12 protein-coding genes are annotated in these 15842 nt (G+C 50.4%); 6 read left to right on the top strand and 6 right to left on the bottom strand.

The annotated features are described in order from the left end of the window. Window positions 1-72: 72 nt before the first annotated feature. The 4 genes from ADH68_RS04585 to ADH68_RS04570 all read right to left on the bottom strand — a co-directional run bounded on the left by ADH68_RS04585 (window position 73) and on the right by ADH68_RS04570 (window position 4400). Window positions 73-777 carry a Bax inhibitor-1/YccA family protein gene (locus ADH68_RS04585; RefSeq protein ID WP_068961845.1) on the bottom strand — a complete coding sequence of 235 codons (705 nt, stop codon included), beginning with the start codon at window positions 775-777 and terminating at the stop codon, window positions 73-75. A 128-nt stretch (window positions 778-905) separates the two neighbouring features. After that, on the bottom strand, window positions 906-2690 hold the full coding sequence (argS, locus tag ADH68_RS04580) for an arginine--tRNA ligase (RefSeq protein WP_068961846.1): 1785 nt from the start codon (window positions 2688-2690) through the stop codon (window positions 906-908). A 79-nt stretch (window positions 2691-2769) separates the two neighbouring features. Next, complete coding sequence (locus ADH68_RS04575; protein ID WP_068961847.1) at window positions 2770-3756, bottom strand: FecR family protein; 987 nt, start codon at window positions 3754-3756, stop codon at window positions 2770-2772. Between the two features lie 68 nt (window positions 3757-3824). Then, window positions 3825-4400, bottom strand: a complete 576-nt coding sequence (locus ADH68_RS04570; protein WP_068961848.1) for an RNA polymerase sigma factor — start codon at window positions 4398-4400, stop codon at window positions 3825-3827. Window positions 4401-4643: 243 nt separating this feature from the next. Between ADH68_RS04570 and ADH68_RS04565 the strand changes: the two genes are divergently transcribed. Genes ADH68_RS04565 through ADH68_RS04540 form a run of 6 tightly spaced genes read left to right on the top strand, consistent with a single transcriptional unit; the run spans window position 4644 to window position 14201 of the window. Next, window positions 4644-8183 carry a TonB-dependent receptor gene (locus ADH68_RS04565; protein ID WP_084274156.1) on the top strand — a complete coding sequence of 1180 codons (3540 nt, stop codon included), beginning with the start codon at window positions 4644-4646 and terminating at the stop codon, window positions 8181-8183. 23 nt (window positions 8184-8206) lie between these two features. Beyond that, window positions 8207-9931: a RagB/SusD family nutrient uptake outer membrane protein gene (locus ADH68_RS04560; RefSeq protein ID WP_068961849.1), complete on the top strand. Its 1725-nt coding sequence runs from the start codon at window positions 8207-8209 to the stop codon at window positions 9929-9931. 8 nt (window positions 9932-9939) lie between these two features. Then, the gene (locus ADH68_RS04555) at window positions 9940-10941 is read left to right on the top strand and encodes an endonuclease/exonuclease/phosphatase family protein (protein ID WP_161953075.1); all 1002 of its coding nucleotides are present in this window, start codon (window positions 9940-9942) and stop codon (window positions 10939-10941) included. After that, window positions 10938-11834 carry a glycerophosphodiester phosphodiesterase family protein gene (locus tag ADH68_RS04550; RefSeq protein ID WP_068961851.1) on the top strand — a complete coding sequence of 299 codons (897 nt, stop codon included), beginning with the start codon at window positions 10938-10940 and terminating at the stop codon, window positions 11832-11834. The genes ADH68_RS04555 and ADH68_RS04550 overlap by 4 nt, the downstream gene beginning before the upstream one ends. Before the next feature lie 16 nt (window positions 11835-11850). Further along, window positions 11851-12798 carry a glycerophosphodiester phosphodiesterase family protein gene (locus tag ADH68_RS04545; protein ID WP_084274157.1) on the top strand — a complete coding sequence of 316 codons (948 nt, stop codon included), beginning with the start codon at window positions 11851-11853 and terminating at the stop codon, window positions 12796-12798. 5 nt (window positions 12799-12803) lie between these two features. Further along, complete coding sequence (locus ADH68_RS04540) at window positions 12804-14201, top strand: MFS transporter (protein WP_068961852.1); 1398 nt, start codon at window positions 12804-12806, stop codon at window positions 14199-14201. A gap of 133 nt (window positions 14202-14334) precedes the next feature. Here the strand turns inward: ADH68_RS04540 and ADH68_RS04535 are convergent, their stop codons facing one another. Together ADH68_RS04535 and ADH68_RS04530 are read right to left on the bottom strand one after the other, a co-directional pair. Continuing rightward, window positions 14335-15063, bottom strand: coding sequence for a glycoside hydrolase family 28 protein (locus ADH68_RS04535; protein WP_084274159.1), 729 nt, complete (start codon window positions 15061-15063; stop codon window positions 14335-14337). Further along, window positions 15024-15806 (bottom strand): glycoside hydrolase family 28 protein, encoded by a 783-nt coding sequence (locus tag ADH68_RS04530; RefSeq protein WP_133165721.1) that lies wholly within the window; start codon window positions 15804-15806, stop codon window positions 15024-15026. The genes ADH68_RS04535 and ADH68_RS04530 overlap by 40 nt, the downstream gene beginning before the upstream one ends. Between the last annotated feature and the right edge of the window lie 36 nt (window positions 15807-15842).

The raw sequence follows: 15842 nt of genomic DNA, 5'->3' as shown, positions 1-15842 counted from the left end.
TGGTAACAAATTGATACAAAAAGAAAGTCCCCCCGGAATGCGGAGGGACTTCGTGTACTGTTTGTCGGAATATCAGTCGCGGCTGCTGCCGAAGAATCGGAGCAGGTAGAGGAAGAGGTTGACAAAGTCGAGATAGAGCGACAGGGCGCCTATGGTGGCGAGGCGGCTGTCGGCCATGGCACCCGACTGTGCCCATTCCTTCACTTTCTGTGTGTCATAGGCTGTGAGGCCGATGAATATCAGCACGCCTGCGGCCGAGATTATCCAGTCGAGTACGCCATTGGACCAGAAGAGGTTGACCACGATGCAGATAATGAGGCCGAAGAGGGCCATGTAGAGGAACGAACCGATTTTCGTGAGGTCGTTGGAGGTGAAGTAGCCGTATACGCTCATCGCGCCGAACACTCCGGCTGTGATAAGGAATGTCTTGAAGATGGAGTCGAAGCTGTAGGCGCAGAATATCAGCGAGAACACCACACCGTTGAGCACCGCGTAGAGGTAGAACAGTCCGGTGGCCACACCTCCCGACATGCGCTTGACGCCTCCCGAGATGGAGTAGACCATCACCAGCTCAACGATGAGCAGGCCCCAGTATACCCAGGTGTGGGTGGCGAGGAAGTATGTGAGCCCGGGGATGGCTCCGACAGCAAACGATGCGGCTGTGGTCACGAGCAGGGCGAGGAACATCTTTAGATAGACGTTGCGCATCACGTGGGACACGCGCATGTCGAGTGCGTCCTGGCCTCCGTTGTAGTTGTTGTAGTTCTGAGGATACATAATAGATAATGTGTTGATTCAGTTTTTGTTGTTGTTATTTTGTGCCGTTGGCACGGATGTGCCGATTACACTATAACGTTTAGACTGGAATAATAAAGGAGGAATTAATGTTAAAAAATGTGAATGCATCACATGCGTTCGGGCACCTCGATGCCGAGGAGCCACATGCCGCGGCGCACGACATCGGCAGTGAGAGCGCTGAGCGCGAGGCGCATGGCGCGTACGGCGGTGTCGGGCTCGTTGAGAATGGTGCAGTCGTGGTAGAACTGGTTGTACTCCTTCACCAGCTCGTAGACATAGTTGGCCACGAGCGCGGGCGAGTAGCTGCGTCCGGCCTCGGCCACGAGCGCGGGGAAGTCGGCCAGATGCTGTATGAGCGATGTTTCCTTTTCGTTGGGCTCGACGGTGTCGTATCCTTCGATGGCGATGCCTGACTCGGCGGCCTTGCGTAGTACCGAGCGGATGCGTGCGTAGGTGTACTGGATGAAGGGGCCGGTGTTGCCGTTGAAGTCAATCGACTCCTTGGGGTTGAAGGTCATGTTCTTGCGCGGGTCGACCTTGAGCAGGAAGTATTTGAGCGCTCCCATGCCTACGATGCGTGCCACCTCGTCGGCCTCTTCGGGCGACATGTCGCCGCGTCCACGCTCGTTGCTCACCTCGCGTGCGCCCTGTATCATCTCGTCCATGAGGTCGTCGGCGTCGACCACTGTGCCCTCGCGGCTCTTCATCTTGCCTTCGGGGAGCTCGACCATGCCGTAGGAGAAATGCACAAGGTCCTTGCCCCACTTGAATCCGAGGCGGTCGAGCAACAGCGACAGCACCTGGAAGTGGTAGTTCTGCTCGTTGCCCACGACGTAAATCATCTTGTCGATGGGGAAATCCTGGTAGCGCAGTTTGGCGGTGCCGATATCCTGGGTCATGTATACAGAGGTACCGTCGGAGCGGAGCAGGAGCTTGTGGTCGAGTCCGGCGTCGGTGAGGTCGGCCCATACCGAGCCATCCTCCTTGCGGTACATGATGCCTTTTTCCAGGCCTTCGAGCACCTTGTCCTTACCCTCGAGGTAAGTCTCGCTCTCATAATATATCTTGTCGAAGTCGACACCCAGACGCTTGTATGTCTCGTCGAATCCGGCATACACCCACTCGTTCATCATTGCCCAGAGCGCGCGCACTTCGGGGTCCTTCTGTTCCCATCGGCGTAGCATCTCGCGGGCCTCCTGCATCAGGGGAGCGGCATTCTTTGCCTCCTCTTCGCCCATTCCGCCGGCTACAAGAGCCTTCACCTCCTCTTTGTAGTGCTTGTCAAACAGCACGTAGAAGTCGCCGATCAGATGGTCGCCCTTCTTTCCGGCCTTCTCGGGAGTCACGCCTTCGCCCCATTTCTGCCATGCGAGCATCGACTTGCAGATGTGTATGCCGCGGTCGTTGACGATGTTGGTCTTCACCACACGGTTGCCGCAGGCGCTGAGTATGCGCGACAGGCTGTAGCCGAGCAGGTTGTTGCGCATGTGGCCCAGGTGGAGAGGCTTATTGGTGTTGGGCGACGAGTATTCCACCATGACCAGTGGGCTGTCGGCGCCGGCCTTCCTGAAGCCGAAGTCGCTGTCGGCAGCCATGTGGCGCAACATAGCCGTGAAATATGTAGGCTCGATGACGATGTTGAGAAATCCTTTCACTACATTGTAGCCCTTCACGGCAGGCTCGTTGGCGGTAAGCCAATCGCCAATCTCCTTGCCCACAGCCTCGGGAGCCTTGCGGGCCGCTTTCACCCAAGGGAATACCACGATAGTGAGGTTTCCCTCGAATTCCTTACGTGTGGCCTGGGGCACGATGCTTGCTGCATCGGCCTCAATGCCGTAGAGTGAGGCAACCGCTCTCGCTACCGCCTCCTGTATGATGCTATCTATCGACATTTGCTTTGTCCTTTGCGGTTTATGTTTCTTGGTTTATAAATCTTTTAAGGACGCAAAGTTACGCAAAATTTGTCAAAAATCACTCACTCCTCACGAGTTTCACCCTCTCGGCGCTCCACTCCACCTCCAGGCCATACGCTTTGGTGATTATGGTCAGAGCCTCGTCAAGATTATTTTTAGGCAACGTCCCGGTAAATCTTTGGGATGCCATCTCTTCCGGGGCCTCGAAATCTCCGGGATAGTACAGTTTCAGCCGTGACAGAACATCGGCCAGCGTCACATCATCGAATGTCAGTACATTGCTCCCGATGTCGCTGTCGAAATCTTCTATGCGTTTTACCGATATTTCGCCTGTAACACTGCTGATTGTGGCAAGATACTCCGGGGAAAGACGGCAGCTGGAGTCGGATGCAGACAGCTCTACCGAGCCTTCTTTTAGATACACAGTCGCTTCGCCATTGCCATGACGTACATCAACCGAGAATATCGTGCCAAGCACCTTTATGTCGAAGTAGCCTGTATGTACTACAAACGGACTTTGCCGGTTGTGAGCAACCTCAAATACCCCTTCGCCGTTCCAGTCGACATTTCGTGTCTTGTCGTTGAACGATGACAATGAATAGCGGATTTCCGATTCAGGAGCCATCCTTACCCTTGAGCCGTCGGGCAACACTGTAAGTATCTCTTCACCGTTGCCACTGCGTATTGTCTGTTCGCCGGCGATTACTTTCTGATATCCGTCAAGTCGGGCCACACGTATTCCCAGCACGATGGTAAGAGTGATAAAAATAGGTATCATTACGGCTGCGACCGTAGCAATACGCCTATATATCCTGTAGTGATGGCTTCCGGAGTATATTTCATCAGCAAGGCGTTGGCGTATAGTCTCTGCATCTTCGGGTGTTATCCGATGCACCGATTCCATACTGTCAGGTGCGGATTCGGAGAGATATCCGTCAATTTCGTCATCGCTCATTTGGTTTACCTCATAGCGCAGTTGCTGCAACTCCTCCGGGGAGAGTTTTCCTGAGTAGAACTTATTGAAGAGATCGTTGGCCTGCTTCATATAATATATAAGTGTGGTATTGGAGATGGATGGTGTTATTTGGTTATGTTATGCACTTCTTTCCGGGGCTATGTATCGGGAGGTATGCGCCGGTTATTGTCTATATATGGGCTTAACCGGTAGTGCAGTTCTTTGAGTGCGAGTGACAGTTGGTTGCGTACTGTTTTTTCAGCAACACCAAGTCGTAATGCTATTTCGCCATTGCTGAGTCCTTGAAGTTTCGACCATATTATCATTGTACGCATTCTTGCCGGCATCGTGCATAGCGTTTTACGGAATATTCGGTCAAATTCCTCATATTCCATAGGCGGATGCTCCGGTGAGGGAAGTGAATTCTGATGCTCGATGTAATCTTCGTATATGGGGCTGTTGACAAGTTTTCGGAAAGCGTCGATACGACGTTTACGGGCTATTGTAAACAGTAGTCGACCTACCCCTTTGTCCGGTTCTATGTTGTCGCGGCTCTCCCATAGAGCCAGGAATACGTCGTGTACCACTTCCTCGGTCTCTTGCTTCATTCTTATTGCATCAAAGCAGTAGGCATACAGTCTGTCGACATACAGCCTGTAGATAGCCTCAAAGGCCTTTACCGACCCGGCCTTTAATGACGTTGCCAGTGACTGTTCATCTTTGGGGTGATGCATTGGTTTGAATATTAGACTTTTGTGGCGAATATGGGAGATTTTATTCTTTATAATATTAGGCAAAGGTAATGGTTTGTGTGGGGGGTTCAAAGCACTTTTTAATAAAAGTTGCAATATGTTTTTAAACATAAAAAATCGCAGGGACAATCGGTTAACCGATACGAAATATCTATTGGTACGGATATGTTCCGTAGTCTGCCCTAATATAAATCCAACTGATTCTATAACCTTTAATACCACAACATGTACAAACTTATTAGTACGAGATTGTTCTCGCTTTTGTTAATGTGCTTCATGGTCGCAGGCATATGTGGCGCTGCTCCCTCCGGCCGGAATGTCACTGTCAATGTCGAGAACTCTACTTTAAAAAGCCTGTTCAAGGCTATCGAGTCACAGACAACCTATCGCTTCTCTTACCGAATGGAACTTATCGACGGACAGAAAGGCGTTACTGTAAAAATGACAGATGTGCCTGTCGGCAAAGTGCTCGATGCTGCGTTTAGCGGAAGAGATCTTTCTTATGAGATTGTATCTCCCAATTCAATTGTCATTACCAAAAAGGTTGACTCCGGTTCACCCTCCTCCGCATCGGGAAACAAGAAAACCATATCCGGTGTCGTACTCGATAATCTCGGAGACCCTGCCATCGGTGCGACTGTTATGGTAAAGGGTACAAATAACGGGTGTTCTACCGATATCGACGGCAGATACACTCTCGGCAATGTGCCTGCCGATGCCACCATTGTTTTCTCGATGATTGGCTGTGTGCCACGCGAGATTGCCGCCTCTGATGCCCGTGCTCTGACATCGGTCGAGATGAAAGAGAATGCCGAGGTGCTCGATGAGGTGGTTGTCGTAGGTTATGGCACTCAGAAGCGAGCCAACCTTACAGGGGCTGTAGCTACCATAAGTGCCGATGACATAAACAACCGTCCGGTAGCAAACGCTGCAAATGCACTTCAGGGAGCTGATCCGTCGGTCAACCTGACATTTAATTCCGGCTCGATGGACGCAGGTTATAAGATTGATATACGTGGTGCCGCATCTATCAACGGTGGTTCGCCCCTGGTACTTTGCGACGGTATGGAAGTAAGCCTCGGACAGATTAACCCTAATGATATCGAATCAATTTCAGTGCTTAAGGACGCCTCTGCCGCCGCTATCTATGGTGCGAAGGCATCTTCAGGCGTGATTCTGATTACTACAAAGTCGGGAAAGGATTCTGATGGAAAGGTAAATGTAAGCTATAATGGACGCTTCGGATGGCGTAAGAATACTACATCCACTGATTTTATCCATACCGGCTACGACCATGTCACCATAGTTAATAAGTTTTACCGCATAGCCCAGGGTAAGGATATGTGGGGCTATACCGGCGAGGATCTTGATATGCTTGAGGCCCGACGCTACGACAATACAGAGAATCCTGACCGTCCCTGGACTATAGAGCGCGACGGGAAACTCTATTTCTATGCCAATTATGATTGGTATGATTATTTCTATCGCGATACTCGACCGGAACAGGAGCACAATGTATCGATTACCGGTGGAAATGCCAAAACCAACTACTACGTGTCAGGTCGTTTCCTTCAGCAGGACGGTATATTCAAGATATACAACGACAAGTATACCAACTATTCGTTTCGTATGAAGCTCAATGCCGAGCTTTTTCCTTTCCTGCGTTATTCCGGTGGTGCCAACTTCAATTATACCAATTACAAATATGCCGGCTATTGGAACGAACAGCAGACTATACATGCCCTACAGAGCAATATAAACTCTGCTGTAATGCCTCTGTCGCCCGACGGACAGACGATACAGTATGTCAATACAATGACCGGTGCCAACTCTCCTCTTGGAGCGGGCCATGCAGGTTATCTAACGGACAACCAGTCGCGCAATTCCCGCGGGAACAAGGATTTTGTCCTTACAAATCAATTTGATATCGACATATATAAGGACCTTGTCATTACGGCATCATATGCCTACCGCTATCGCAACCGTGGCATCGAGCGTCGGGGTGTTCCGTTTAATTATCTTGACAAGAGCGGTAGTGTGAAGAAATTCACATCAGGGACTGTAGAAGATTTCTATCAGGAAATAAAGTCGGATATCAACCGACACTCTGTAAACGTGTTTGGTACATATAATCACGTATGGAACCGAATGCACAACTTCAAGGCTGTGGCCGGTATGCAGTACGAACACCAGAGGAATACAGAATTGAGTGTTAAAAAGTCCGATCTTCTCTCCGATGATTTGAGCTCAATGAGCGTGGCCAACGGTGTGGCTACCGTCACCGAGGAAATCTCTGCGTACAAGACTCTCGGCTATTTTGCTCGTCTTAACTATGATTACGACGGCAAGTATCTGTTGGAAGTCAGCGGACGCTACGACGGTTCCTCGCGTTTCGCTCCGGGCTGTCGTTGGGGATTCTTTCCTTCTGCCTCTGCAGGCTGGCGCATGAGTCAGGAGAAATTCTGGGACGGTATGCAGGGATGGTGGAACAACTCGAAACTCCGCGTGTCATATGGTTCGCTGGGTAACCAGCAGGTAAGCAATTATGCTTATTTTGATAAAATCTATACTGACAAGATTCTTACAGACTATACTTTCGACGGCGAACAACGTGCCACATACGCTACAGTTTCATCTCCGTTGTCATCAAATCTTACTTGGGAAAAGGTCATCACCTACAATCTTGGTCTTGATTTCGGATTTCTGAACAATCGACTTACTGCAACCGCCGACATCTTTGTACGTGACACCAAGGATATGCTTACCCACTCGGTTACTCTGCCTTCGGTATTTGGAGCTACCACACCAAAACAGAATTGCGCCGACCTACGCACACGCGGATGGGAACTATATCTGAGATGGAATGACAATTTACGCCTTTTCGGACATAGACTGAACTACAGTATATCCGCTACCTTCGGCGATTATAAGTCGAAGATTACCAAATTTAACAATCCTGACAAACTAATATCCGATTACTATGAGGGCATGACCCTTGGCGAGATATGGGGATACAAGGTAGACGGTCTGTTTGCCTCGGATGAGGAAGCTGCCGAATATCAGTCGAGAATCAATGACAAGGCTGTGAATCAGCGTGTATACAATGCCAAGACTGCAGGCGATAATAAACTTCGTGCCGGTGATGTGAAATTCATTGACCTGGATGGAAATGGAAAAATAGATGAAGGGTCCGGCGTTGTCGGAAACTCGGGAGACAAACGCATCATCGGTAATAGCATTCCGCGATACAATTATTCTTTCCGTCTTGACTTGAATTATGTCGGATTTGATGTGTCGGCATTCTTCCAGGGTGTAGGGAAATGCGACTGGATGCCGGTACAGAATTCTTATGACTTCTGGGGACCCTACGACTTTCCGTCTCTGTCGTTCATACATAAGGATTTCCTGTCAATGTGCTGGAGCGAGGACAACCCCGATGGCTACTTCCCCCGTCAGCGCGGATACCAGACATATGATGGCGGTTCTCTTTCTGTAGCGACTGACCGCTATCTCCAGAATGCAGCCTATCTGCGTCTGAAAAATCTTACAGTAGGATATACATTGCCGATAAAGAAGAATAGATGGATTAATTCTGTAAGGGTGTACTTTACCGGTGAGAATCTTGCTTATTGGTCTCCACTTAAGAAACATACCAAGACTGTTGACCCTGAAATGGCGACCTCATCCGGGACGTATAAGTCAAATTCGGGCACCGGTTATGGTTTCTCAAAATCGTTCTCGTTAGGAGTCGATGTTAAATTTTAATTATTACCACACATTATTGAGCAATGAAATTTTTCAAATATAATCTGATGTCGGTATGTGCCGCGTCATTGATGTTTGTATCGTGCGATCTCACTCAGGAGCCGGAAGACACAATGAGTCCGGATACATACTTTAAGACTGCCACACAGCTCGGACTGTGGACGCAGGGCTACTATGATATGCTTGACAGTGACGGCATTGTCGCTACAAATGCCGATGACAATGTCGACAATGCGTTGGGCGAACTTATGATGGGACAGCGCACAGCCGCCTCTTCTTCAGGATGGAACTGGGGCGCTCTGCGTAGAGTCAATTATTATTTTGAGCACAAGGCGTGTGATGAGAGTGTCAGTGCGCCGTATGATGCCGAAAGCTATTTTTTCAGGGCCTACTTCTATTTTGTGAAGGTGCGCCGATTCGGTGATGTTCCCTATTATACTCAGGTACTTAAAGACAACGATACAGAACTGTTGCGTAAGAAGCGCGATGATCGAGGCTATGTAATCGACCGTGTGCTTGAAGACCTTGATGAGGCTTATCGTCTCGGTACAAAAAGCAGGGATCTTGTCAAGGTCACGAAATGGACTGCTTTAGCCCTAAAGAGTCGAGTGGCGTTGTATGAAGGTACATGGCGTAAGTATCGTGGATTACCCGATGCTGATAAATATCTCCGGGCAGCTGCGGATGCTGCTGAGGAATTCATTTCCAATAGCGGGTATTCTATCCAGAAGACCGGCTCAGAACCATACCGGAATCTATTCAATGCAATCGACGCTACAAATACCGAAGTGGTGCTGGCACGCAAATATGGGAACAAAGCCAATGTAATGCACTCTATCCCGTTCAATATCAAGAATGACAGACAGGGATTCACACGCCGCTTCATGAACCATTATCTTATGGCCGATGGCTCATTCTATTCATCTGTTGCTGACTATGACCGTAAGATATTTGCAGATGAGGTTGCCGGACGCGACCCGCGTCTTTCGCAGACTGTACTTTGTCCCGGATATATTCAGGTTGGGGCCACTAAGGTGACAGCCAATGACCTGACTGCTATTACCGGCTATCAGCCGATTAAATATGTAGGTAATGCAAATTATGATGGTTCTAAAAAAGCGTTTACCGATTTGCCTCTTTTCCGTGCGGCGGAAGTTTACCTTAATTTCGCGGAGGCAAAGGCTGAGCTTGGTACTCTGACACAGGACGACCTCGACCGTTCAGTCAACAAAATACGCGACCGCGTAGGTATGCCGCATATGTCAATGGTGGATGCCAACTCCAATATAGATCCTCTGATGGTTGACTATTATCCCAATGTGACACAAAGTGCCAATACCGGAGTGATTCTTGAAATCCGCCGTGAGCGTACTATCGAACTATGTCTGGAAGGGTTCCGTCAGTGGGATATCCTTCGCTGGAAAGAGGGAGCGCAGCTTACGCGTCCGTTCTATGGCGTATATTTCCCTGCCGAGGGAGAGTACGATATGGATGGTGACGGTAAAGCCGACCTTCTCGTGTCATCGGCAGCCAAGCCTGCATCGTGGAAAGGCAACTACAAGCAGATTGGCAAGGATATAACTCTTACCGGCGGCTCTGAAGGCATGATTCATGCTCTTCCCAATCTTGCGATTGAATGGAATGAGGAACGCGACTATCTATGGCCCATACCGGCAAGCGAGCGTGTGCTTTCGGGGGGTGCTCTTTCCCAGAATCCGGGTTGGACCGACACTACGAATTTTGATTGAACTCTGTTATGGATCTACTGAATAAGGTCATGCATATCGCCGGGATATTCCTTGTCCCGGCGGTATGCTGGGCCTCTCCTGCACAAGAGGATGATATCGACAGTATCCCTGCCTCCGACAGAAATCTGCGTGTGCTCTACTGGAATATACAGAATGGCATGTGGTCGGGCCAGCAGAGCGATTACAAGGAATTTGTGGCATTTGTTGCCCGGTATCAGCCCGATGTATGTGTGTGGGCTGAGGCGCAGTCCAACTATCTGACAGCTTCTTCTGAGGGATATGCCGATGACTCTGACCGTTATTTCCCTGGCGCATGGGCGGATTTTGCCCGTAGATACGGACACGGTTATTGTTATAAAGGAGGACATCGTGACCGTTTTCCCCAGGTGGTGACTTCGCGCTATCCTATTGAAAATGTAAAGCGGATTGTCGGAGCAGAGCCTGACAGCATAGTGAGCCATGGTGCCGGTTGGGCAAGGATAGTTGTTGGCAATGACACTGTCAATATTGTCACGGTTCATACCTGGCCTCAGAAGTATGGATTTGGAGTGGATAAGTCTCGGCAGAAAGATGACGCCGCCGTAAATGGCGGCGACAGGTACCGCAGGAAAGAGATAGAGTACATATGTCGTAATACTATAGAGAGTGTTCCTGGTGCCGATCGTCAGTTATGGATGATGATGGGTGATTTTAATTCCCTGTCGCGTCTTGACAATCGTTTTTATGGTATGCCGGCTGATACTTCCGCGTTTCTATGCCATGACTATGTCCTGGAGCATACTCCGTATATCGACGTCGTATCCAAGAAATATCCTTCTGAGTTAGTTCCTACAATATGGCGTGACGCACGTATCGACTACGTTTACTGTACTCCTGCACTCTACAACTGTATCGCTGACGTGAAAGTGATTCGTGACGATTATACAACACCCGTACGCGATTCGCTTGTGTCGAGATTTTTTCATCCATCCGACCATTGCCCGATACTGATTGACTTTAATAAGCCATGAGATTGATTTCTGCTATTGTCATGCTGTTGGCGGCTGTATCCGTAGGTGCGGCTACCCGTGTCGATTCGCTTCGTGAGGCCATATATTCGCCGGCTCCGTTCAAAAAACCGATTGTAATAGCCCACAGGGGCGACTGGCGTAGCGGTACTGAAAATTCACTGCGTGCTATAAGGAGATGTATCGACATGGGGGTGGACATTGTCGAGCTGGATATTGCCATGACTCGCGACAGTGTGCTTGTGCTGATGCATGATGAGACTATCGACCGCACTACAACCGGCAGCGGACGAGTGTCGGACTATACGCTTGAGCAGCTGAAAGAGTTTAATCTCCGGTCTCCGATTGGTGTTGTCACCCGCCAGAAGATACCCACATTCAAGGAGGCTCTGGCTCTGTGCCGTGGGCGTTTGCTTGTTCAGGTCGATAAGTGGCCGCATTTCAGGGAACGCCTGCTTAAGGAAGCCGCCGAGGCCGGGTGCCTTGACCATATCATATTGCGCAGTTCATGGAGCAGCCTCCGAAAGAATAAAGAAATAGGAGCACTGCCCCGGGAGGTAATCTATATTCCGGTATTGGTGTGCAAGGGCGATGGCGATGATGAACGGCTTGACGATTTTCTTGCGAATTTTGATACTCCGGTCATCAGTTTTTCGTTTCGACACACTGACTATCATGTGCTTCGGCGTATAAAGGAGGTTCGAGACAAAGGATACCATGTGTGGCTCAATTCATTATGGAGTACATTTAATGGCGGCCATGATGACGAGCTTGCTTATGAGAATCCGGCCGAGGCCTATGGATGGCTGATAGATATGGGAGCCGATATGATTTTTACCGATCATCCCGCTCTTCTTGTAGACTACCTCACAAATGATTTAAAACAAAATAATTAGCTTCAACTGTTTTATTATGAAATTTAGCAATTTTATCTTCGCCGGACTCATGGCCTTCTCCATGGCTGCATGCTCGTCCGGTAAATCAAATGAACCTGTTAAGGAATATGCCAACCGGGCAGAGCGTGTGATTGCGGCTCTCAACGACCCCTCTACCGATTATGTTGTGGTAGTGTCGCATCGCGGTGACTGGCGCAATTATCCGGAAAATTCCATTGCGGCAATTGAGTCGGTAATCCGAATGGGGGTGGATGTTATGGAACTTGACCTCAAACTCACATCCGACAGCGTGCTCGTGCTGTGTCACGACCATACGATTGACCGTACCACAACAGGCAAGGGCCGGGTGTCCGACATCACCTACGACTCCATTGCATCATGTTACCTGAAAACCGCCCACAATGTGGCCACCTCCAATCATCGGATGCCTACACTTCGCGAAGCTCTCGAGGTATGCAAGGATCGTATCGTGGTCAACATCGACCAGGGATTTCAGTATTACGATCTCGTGATGAAAATTACCGATTCGCTTGGCGTGACAGATCAGATGCTCATCAAAGGTAAGAAGCCTATGGCGTATGTTGACAGCATCATGGGTGCATATCCCGAGAAGATGATGTATATGCCTATCATAGATATAAATAAAACCAAAGGGCAGGCTTTGTTTGCTGAATATATCGAGAGCGGCACCGTGCCTCTTGCCTATGAAGTATGCTGGCAGACTCCCGGAGCTGAGCTTGATTCATGTCTGGCTGATATCAAAAAACAGAATTCTAAAATATGGGTCAATACTCTTTGGCCTTCGCTCTGCGGAGGTGATGGCGCAGGTATGTACGATGATTACGCCTACGACAATGGTGCGGAATGCTATAAAAAGGTGCTCGACCTTGGTGCGTCGATAATTCAGACCGATCGTCCGGAGCTCCTTATCAGTTACCTTAAGTCAATCGGTCGCCACGATTAAAGACTATGGAAGTTACCGATTCTATTGCGTCCTCTTCTTCTGGTCAGTCGCTGTGGAGCCGAGTCGCCGGTTTTTATCGAATATCGGCGCCGGCGCCCGAGGTGAACAATGACCGCGAGAGGTTCCGCCGAGTGCGCATTGCCACATTTCTGTCGGCCACGATTGGATATGCACTGTATTATGTGTGCCGTCTATCTATGAATATCGTGCGTAAACCCATTGTTGATGACGGTGTGTTTACCGAGACTCAGCTCGGCATCATCGGCTCATGCCTGTTTTTCGTATACGCTGTCGGTAAGATGGCCAACGGATTCCTCGCCGACCGATGCAATGCCCGTAGATTTATGGCTACAGGGCTGCTCCTTACAGCCGTTGTCAACCTTGTCCTTGGCATGACAGAGATGTTTTGGGTGTTCGCCATACTCTGGGGCATGAACGGATGGTTCCAGTCAATGGGCGCTCCTGCAGGAGTTGTGTCGCTCAACCGTTGGTACACATCAAAGGACCGTGGCACTTACTATGGCTTCTGGTCGGCCTCCCACAATCTGGGCGAGGCCATCACCTTCATAACCATAGCCATGCTTGTAAGTTGGGCAGGCTGGCGCTACGGTATGCTCGGTGCGGGAGTGATTGGTCTGTGTGGTTTTTTGCTCATAATGCTTTTCATGCACGATACTCCACAGAGCCTCGGATTTACCAATCCGGAATCTCCATCGGCCAAGGTTGTGTCCGGTGACGTGAAGAAACCCGACTCGGCCGACTTCAACCGGGCCCAGAAGGCCGTGCTGCGCAATCCCGCCATATGGTGTCTTGCTCTTGCCTCGGCGTTCATGTACATCTCGCGCTATGCCGTCAACTCCTGGGGTGTGTTCTACCTTGAGGCACAGAAGGGATACAGTACCCTTGACGCGTCGCTGATTATATCGATTAGTTCCGTATGCGGCATTGTTGGCACTGTGGCCTCCGGCCTGATTTCCGACAGGATGTTCAACGGTTCCCGCAACGTTCCCGCGCTTGTGTTCGGCCTGATGAACGTCGCGGCTCTTTGTCTCTTTCTCCTTGTGCCGGGCGGGCATTTTTGGCTCGACGCCACTGCCATGGTGCTATTCGGCCTTGGCATAGGTGTGCTCATATGTTTCCTCGGAGGCTTGATGGCCGTTGATATCGCTCCACGCACAGCCGCAGGTGCCGCACTTGGTGTGGTTGGCATCGCCAGCTACATCGGCGCCGGGCTTCAGGATGTGATGAACGGCATCCTGATTGAAGGCCACAAGACCGTTGACGCCGTCACCGGCGCCGACATCTACGACTTCACCTACGTCAATTGGTTCTGGATTGGCGCCGCAGCAATATCAGTTCTCCTCACCCTCCTCGTATGGAATGCACGTCGTGCCGACGACTGATTCCCCCTTTATTCGGATACTTCCACATTCTGCAATTTCAGATTGTCAGGTTTGCAACTCAAAAACGCCATTCAGCAAGATTGCTGAATGGCGTTTTTGAGTTGACACGACTGTTGCTGTCGGTGCCGATGGGTCAGCGGTCGGTAAGGTTGGCTGTGTTGGTTACTGTAAGGCGCGAGCCTGTCGAGTGGTTTATGGTCACGTTGTGGAGCGTAACTGAATCGGCGTTGTTGATTATCGCTCCGGCTTCCGCCGATATTGTCGAGTTGGAAATGGATATATTGCGTATCGGCATCTCCGGCAGTCCGTTGAGCCATATGGCTCTTGCCGCGCCTGTGCATGATATGCCGGATATCGATATGCCGTCGAATACCGGAGTTGACTCGTCGACGGGCTCCGCATGCTGTCCGGCTGTCTTACGGCCATAATACAGGTCGGCCGTGATGGCGTCGCCGGCTATGCCGACCATCTTTATCTCGGAGATATGTATACCACTTACAGCACCTCCGCGGCCGCGTGTCGACTTGAATTTGATGCCCGTGTCGGTGCCTATAAACAGACAGTTGCGCACGGCCACGTTGTAGACGCCTCCCGACATCTCCGAGCCGATTACGAATCCGCCATGCCCGCTGTATACCTTGCACTCTTCTATCAGTACATTTGATGTTGGAGCGCCACGCATGCGTCCGGCCCGGTCTTTACCCGACTTGATGCATATGGCATCGTCACCGACGTCGAATGTGCATCCCGTCACATGCACGTTGCTGCACGACTCGATATCAAGTCCGTCGCCATTCTGTGCGTACGCCGGATTACGGATGGTTACGTTACATCGCGGCAGAGCAGCGGACGTACATTCCATCGCGGAGAGTTCTCGAATGTCACGTCCTCAAACAGCACACGCTCACACCTCACCGGCAGCACCATTACCGGACGGAGGAATTCTCTCATGCTCTCCCATGCGAGGTCGTCGTCGGGAGCGGCACCCCCGATTTTTTCATGGGTGCACTCCTTTATGCTCTCCGACGGATACCATATGTGTCCGTCGTCCGACAGTGTGCCTCCGCCACACAGTTTCTTCCACTGGTTGTTGGTGAGCTTCATTTTCTTTACAGGACGCCATATCTCTCCGCGTCCGTTGATAGTGCCGTGGCCGGTAATCGATATGTCGTGCTTGTCAAATGCGCTGATTGGCGACACACATTCCCTCGCCGGATTGTCGGCCACATCCCAGCGAAACAGAGGATAGTCGTCGCGGTTGTCGGAGAACAGTAGTATGGAGCCATGTTCGAGATGAAGGTCGGTATTGCTCTCCAGGGCAATAGGCCCCGTGAGCCATATTCCGGGCTCAACGTTCAGATGCCCTCCGCCCTTCTCCTTCAGATGCTCGAAAGCCCTTTGGAATGCCTCGGTATTGTGGTGGTGTCCGTCGCCGGTGGCGCCGAAATCGATGAGCGATACGGTATACTCCGGTATCGAAGGAGCCTTTACCTCCTGCATGTCAAAAGGGAGTTGGCCATAGTCTGAGCCATAGGCCCCGGGAAAGGTCCATAATATGGCTATGACTGCTAAAATTCTGCATAGGGTTGCTGATACAAATTTCATTGCTCGGATATCTGGATAGTGATATTGGTGTGTTGA

It is taken from the genome of Muribaculum intestinale (assembly GCF_002201515.1).
GTDB lineage: Bacteria > Bacteroidota > Bacteroidia > Bacteroidales > Muribaculaceae > Muribaculum > Muribaculum intestinale.
Note: the sequence above shows the minus strand (reverse complement) of the source record. Positions and strands in the feature narration are given on the sequence as shown.

Coding starts and splice junctions, on each gene's coding strand:
- ADH68_RS04585 (WP_068961845.1), bottom strand. CDS start 777: ATGTATCCTCAGAACTACAACAACTACAACGGAGGCCAGGACGCACTC.
- argS (WP_068961846.1), bottom strand. CDS start 2,690: ATGTCGATAGATAGCATCATACAGGAGGCGGTAGCGAGAGCGGTTGCC.
- ADH68_RS04575 (WP_068961847.1), bottom strand. CDS start 3,756: ATGAAGCAGGCCAACGATCTCTTCAATAAGTTCTACTCAGGAAAACTC.
- ADH68_RS04570 (WP_068961848.1), bottom strand. CDS start 4,400: ATGCATCACCCCAAAGATGAACAGTCACTGGCAACGTCATTAAAGGCC.
- ADH68_RS04565 (WP_084274156.1), top strand. CDS start 4,644: ATGTACAAACTTATTAGTACGAGATTGTTCTCGCTTTTGTTAATGTGC.
- ADH68_RS04560 (WP_068961849.1), top strand. CDS start 8,207: ATGAAATTTTTCAAATATAATCTGATGTCGGTATGTGCCGCGTCATTG.
- ADH68_RS04555 (WP_161953075.1), top strand. CDS start 9,940: ATGGATCTACTGAATAAGGTCATGCATATCGCCGGGATATTCCTTGTC.
- ADH68_RS04550 (WP_068961851.1), top strand. CDS start 10,938: ATGAGATTGATTTCTGCTATTGTCATGCTGTTGGCGGCTGTATCCGTA.
- ADH68_RS04545 (WP_084274157.1), top strand. CDS start 11,851: ATGAAATTTAGCAATTTTATCTTCGCCGGACTCATGGCCTTCTCCATG.
- ADH68_RS04540 (WP_068961852.1), top strand. CDS start 12,804: ATGGAAGTTACCGATTCTATTGCGTCCTCTTCTTCTGGTCAGTCGCTG.
- ADH68_RS04535 (WP_084274159.1), bottom strand. CDS start 15,063: ATGGAATGTACGTCCGCTGCTCTGCCGCGATGTAACGTAACCATCCGT.
- ADH68_RS04530 (WP_133165721.1), bottom strand. CDS start 15,806: ATGAAATTTGTATCAGCAACCCTATGCAGAATTTTAGCAGTCATAGCC.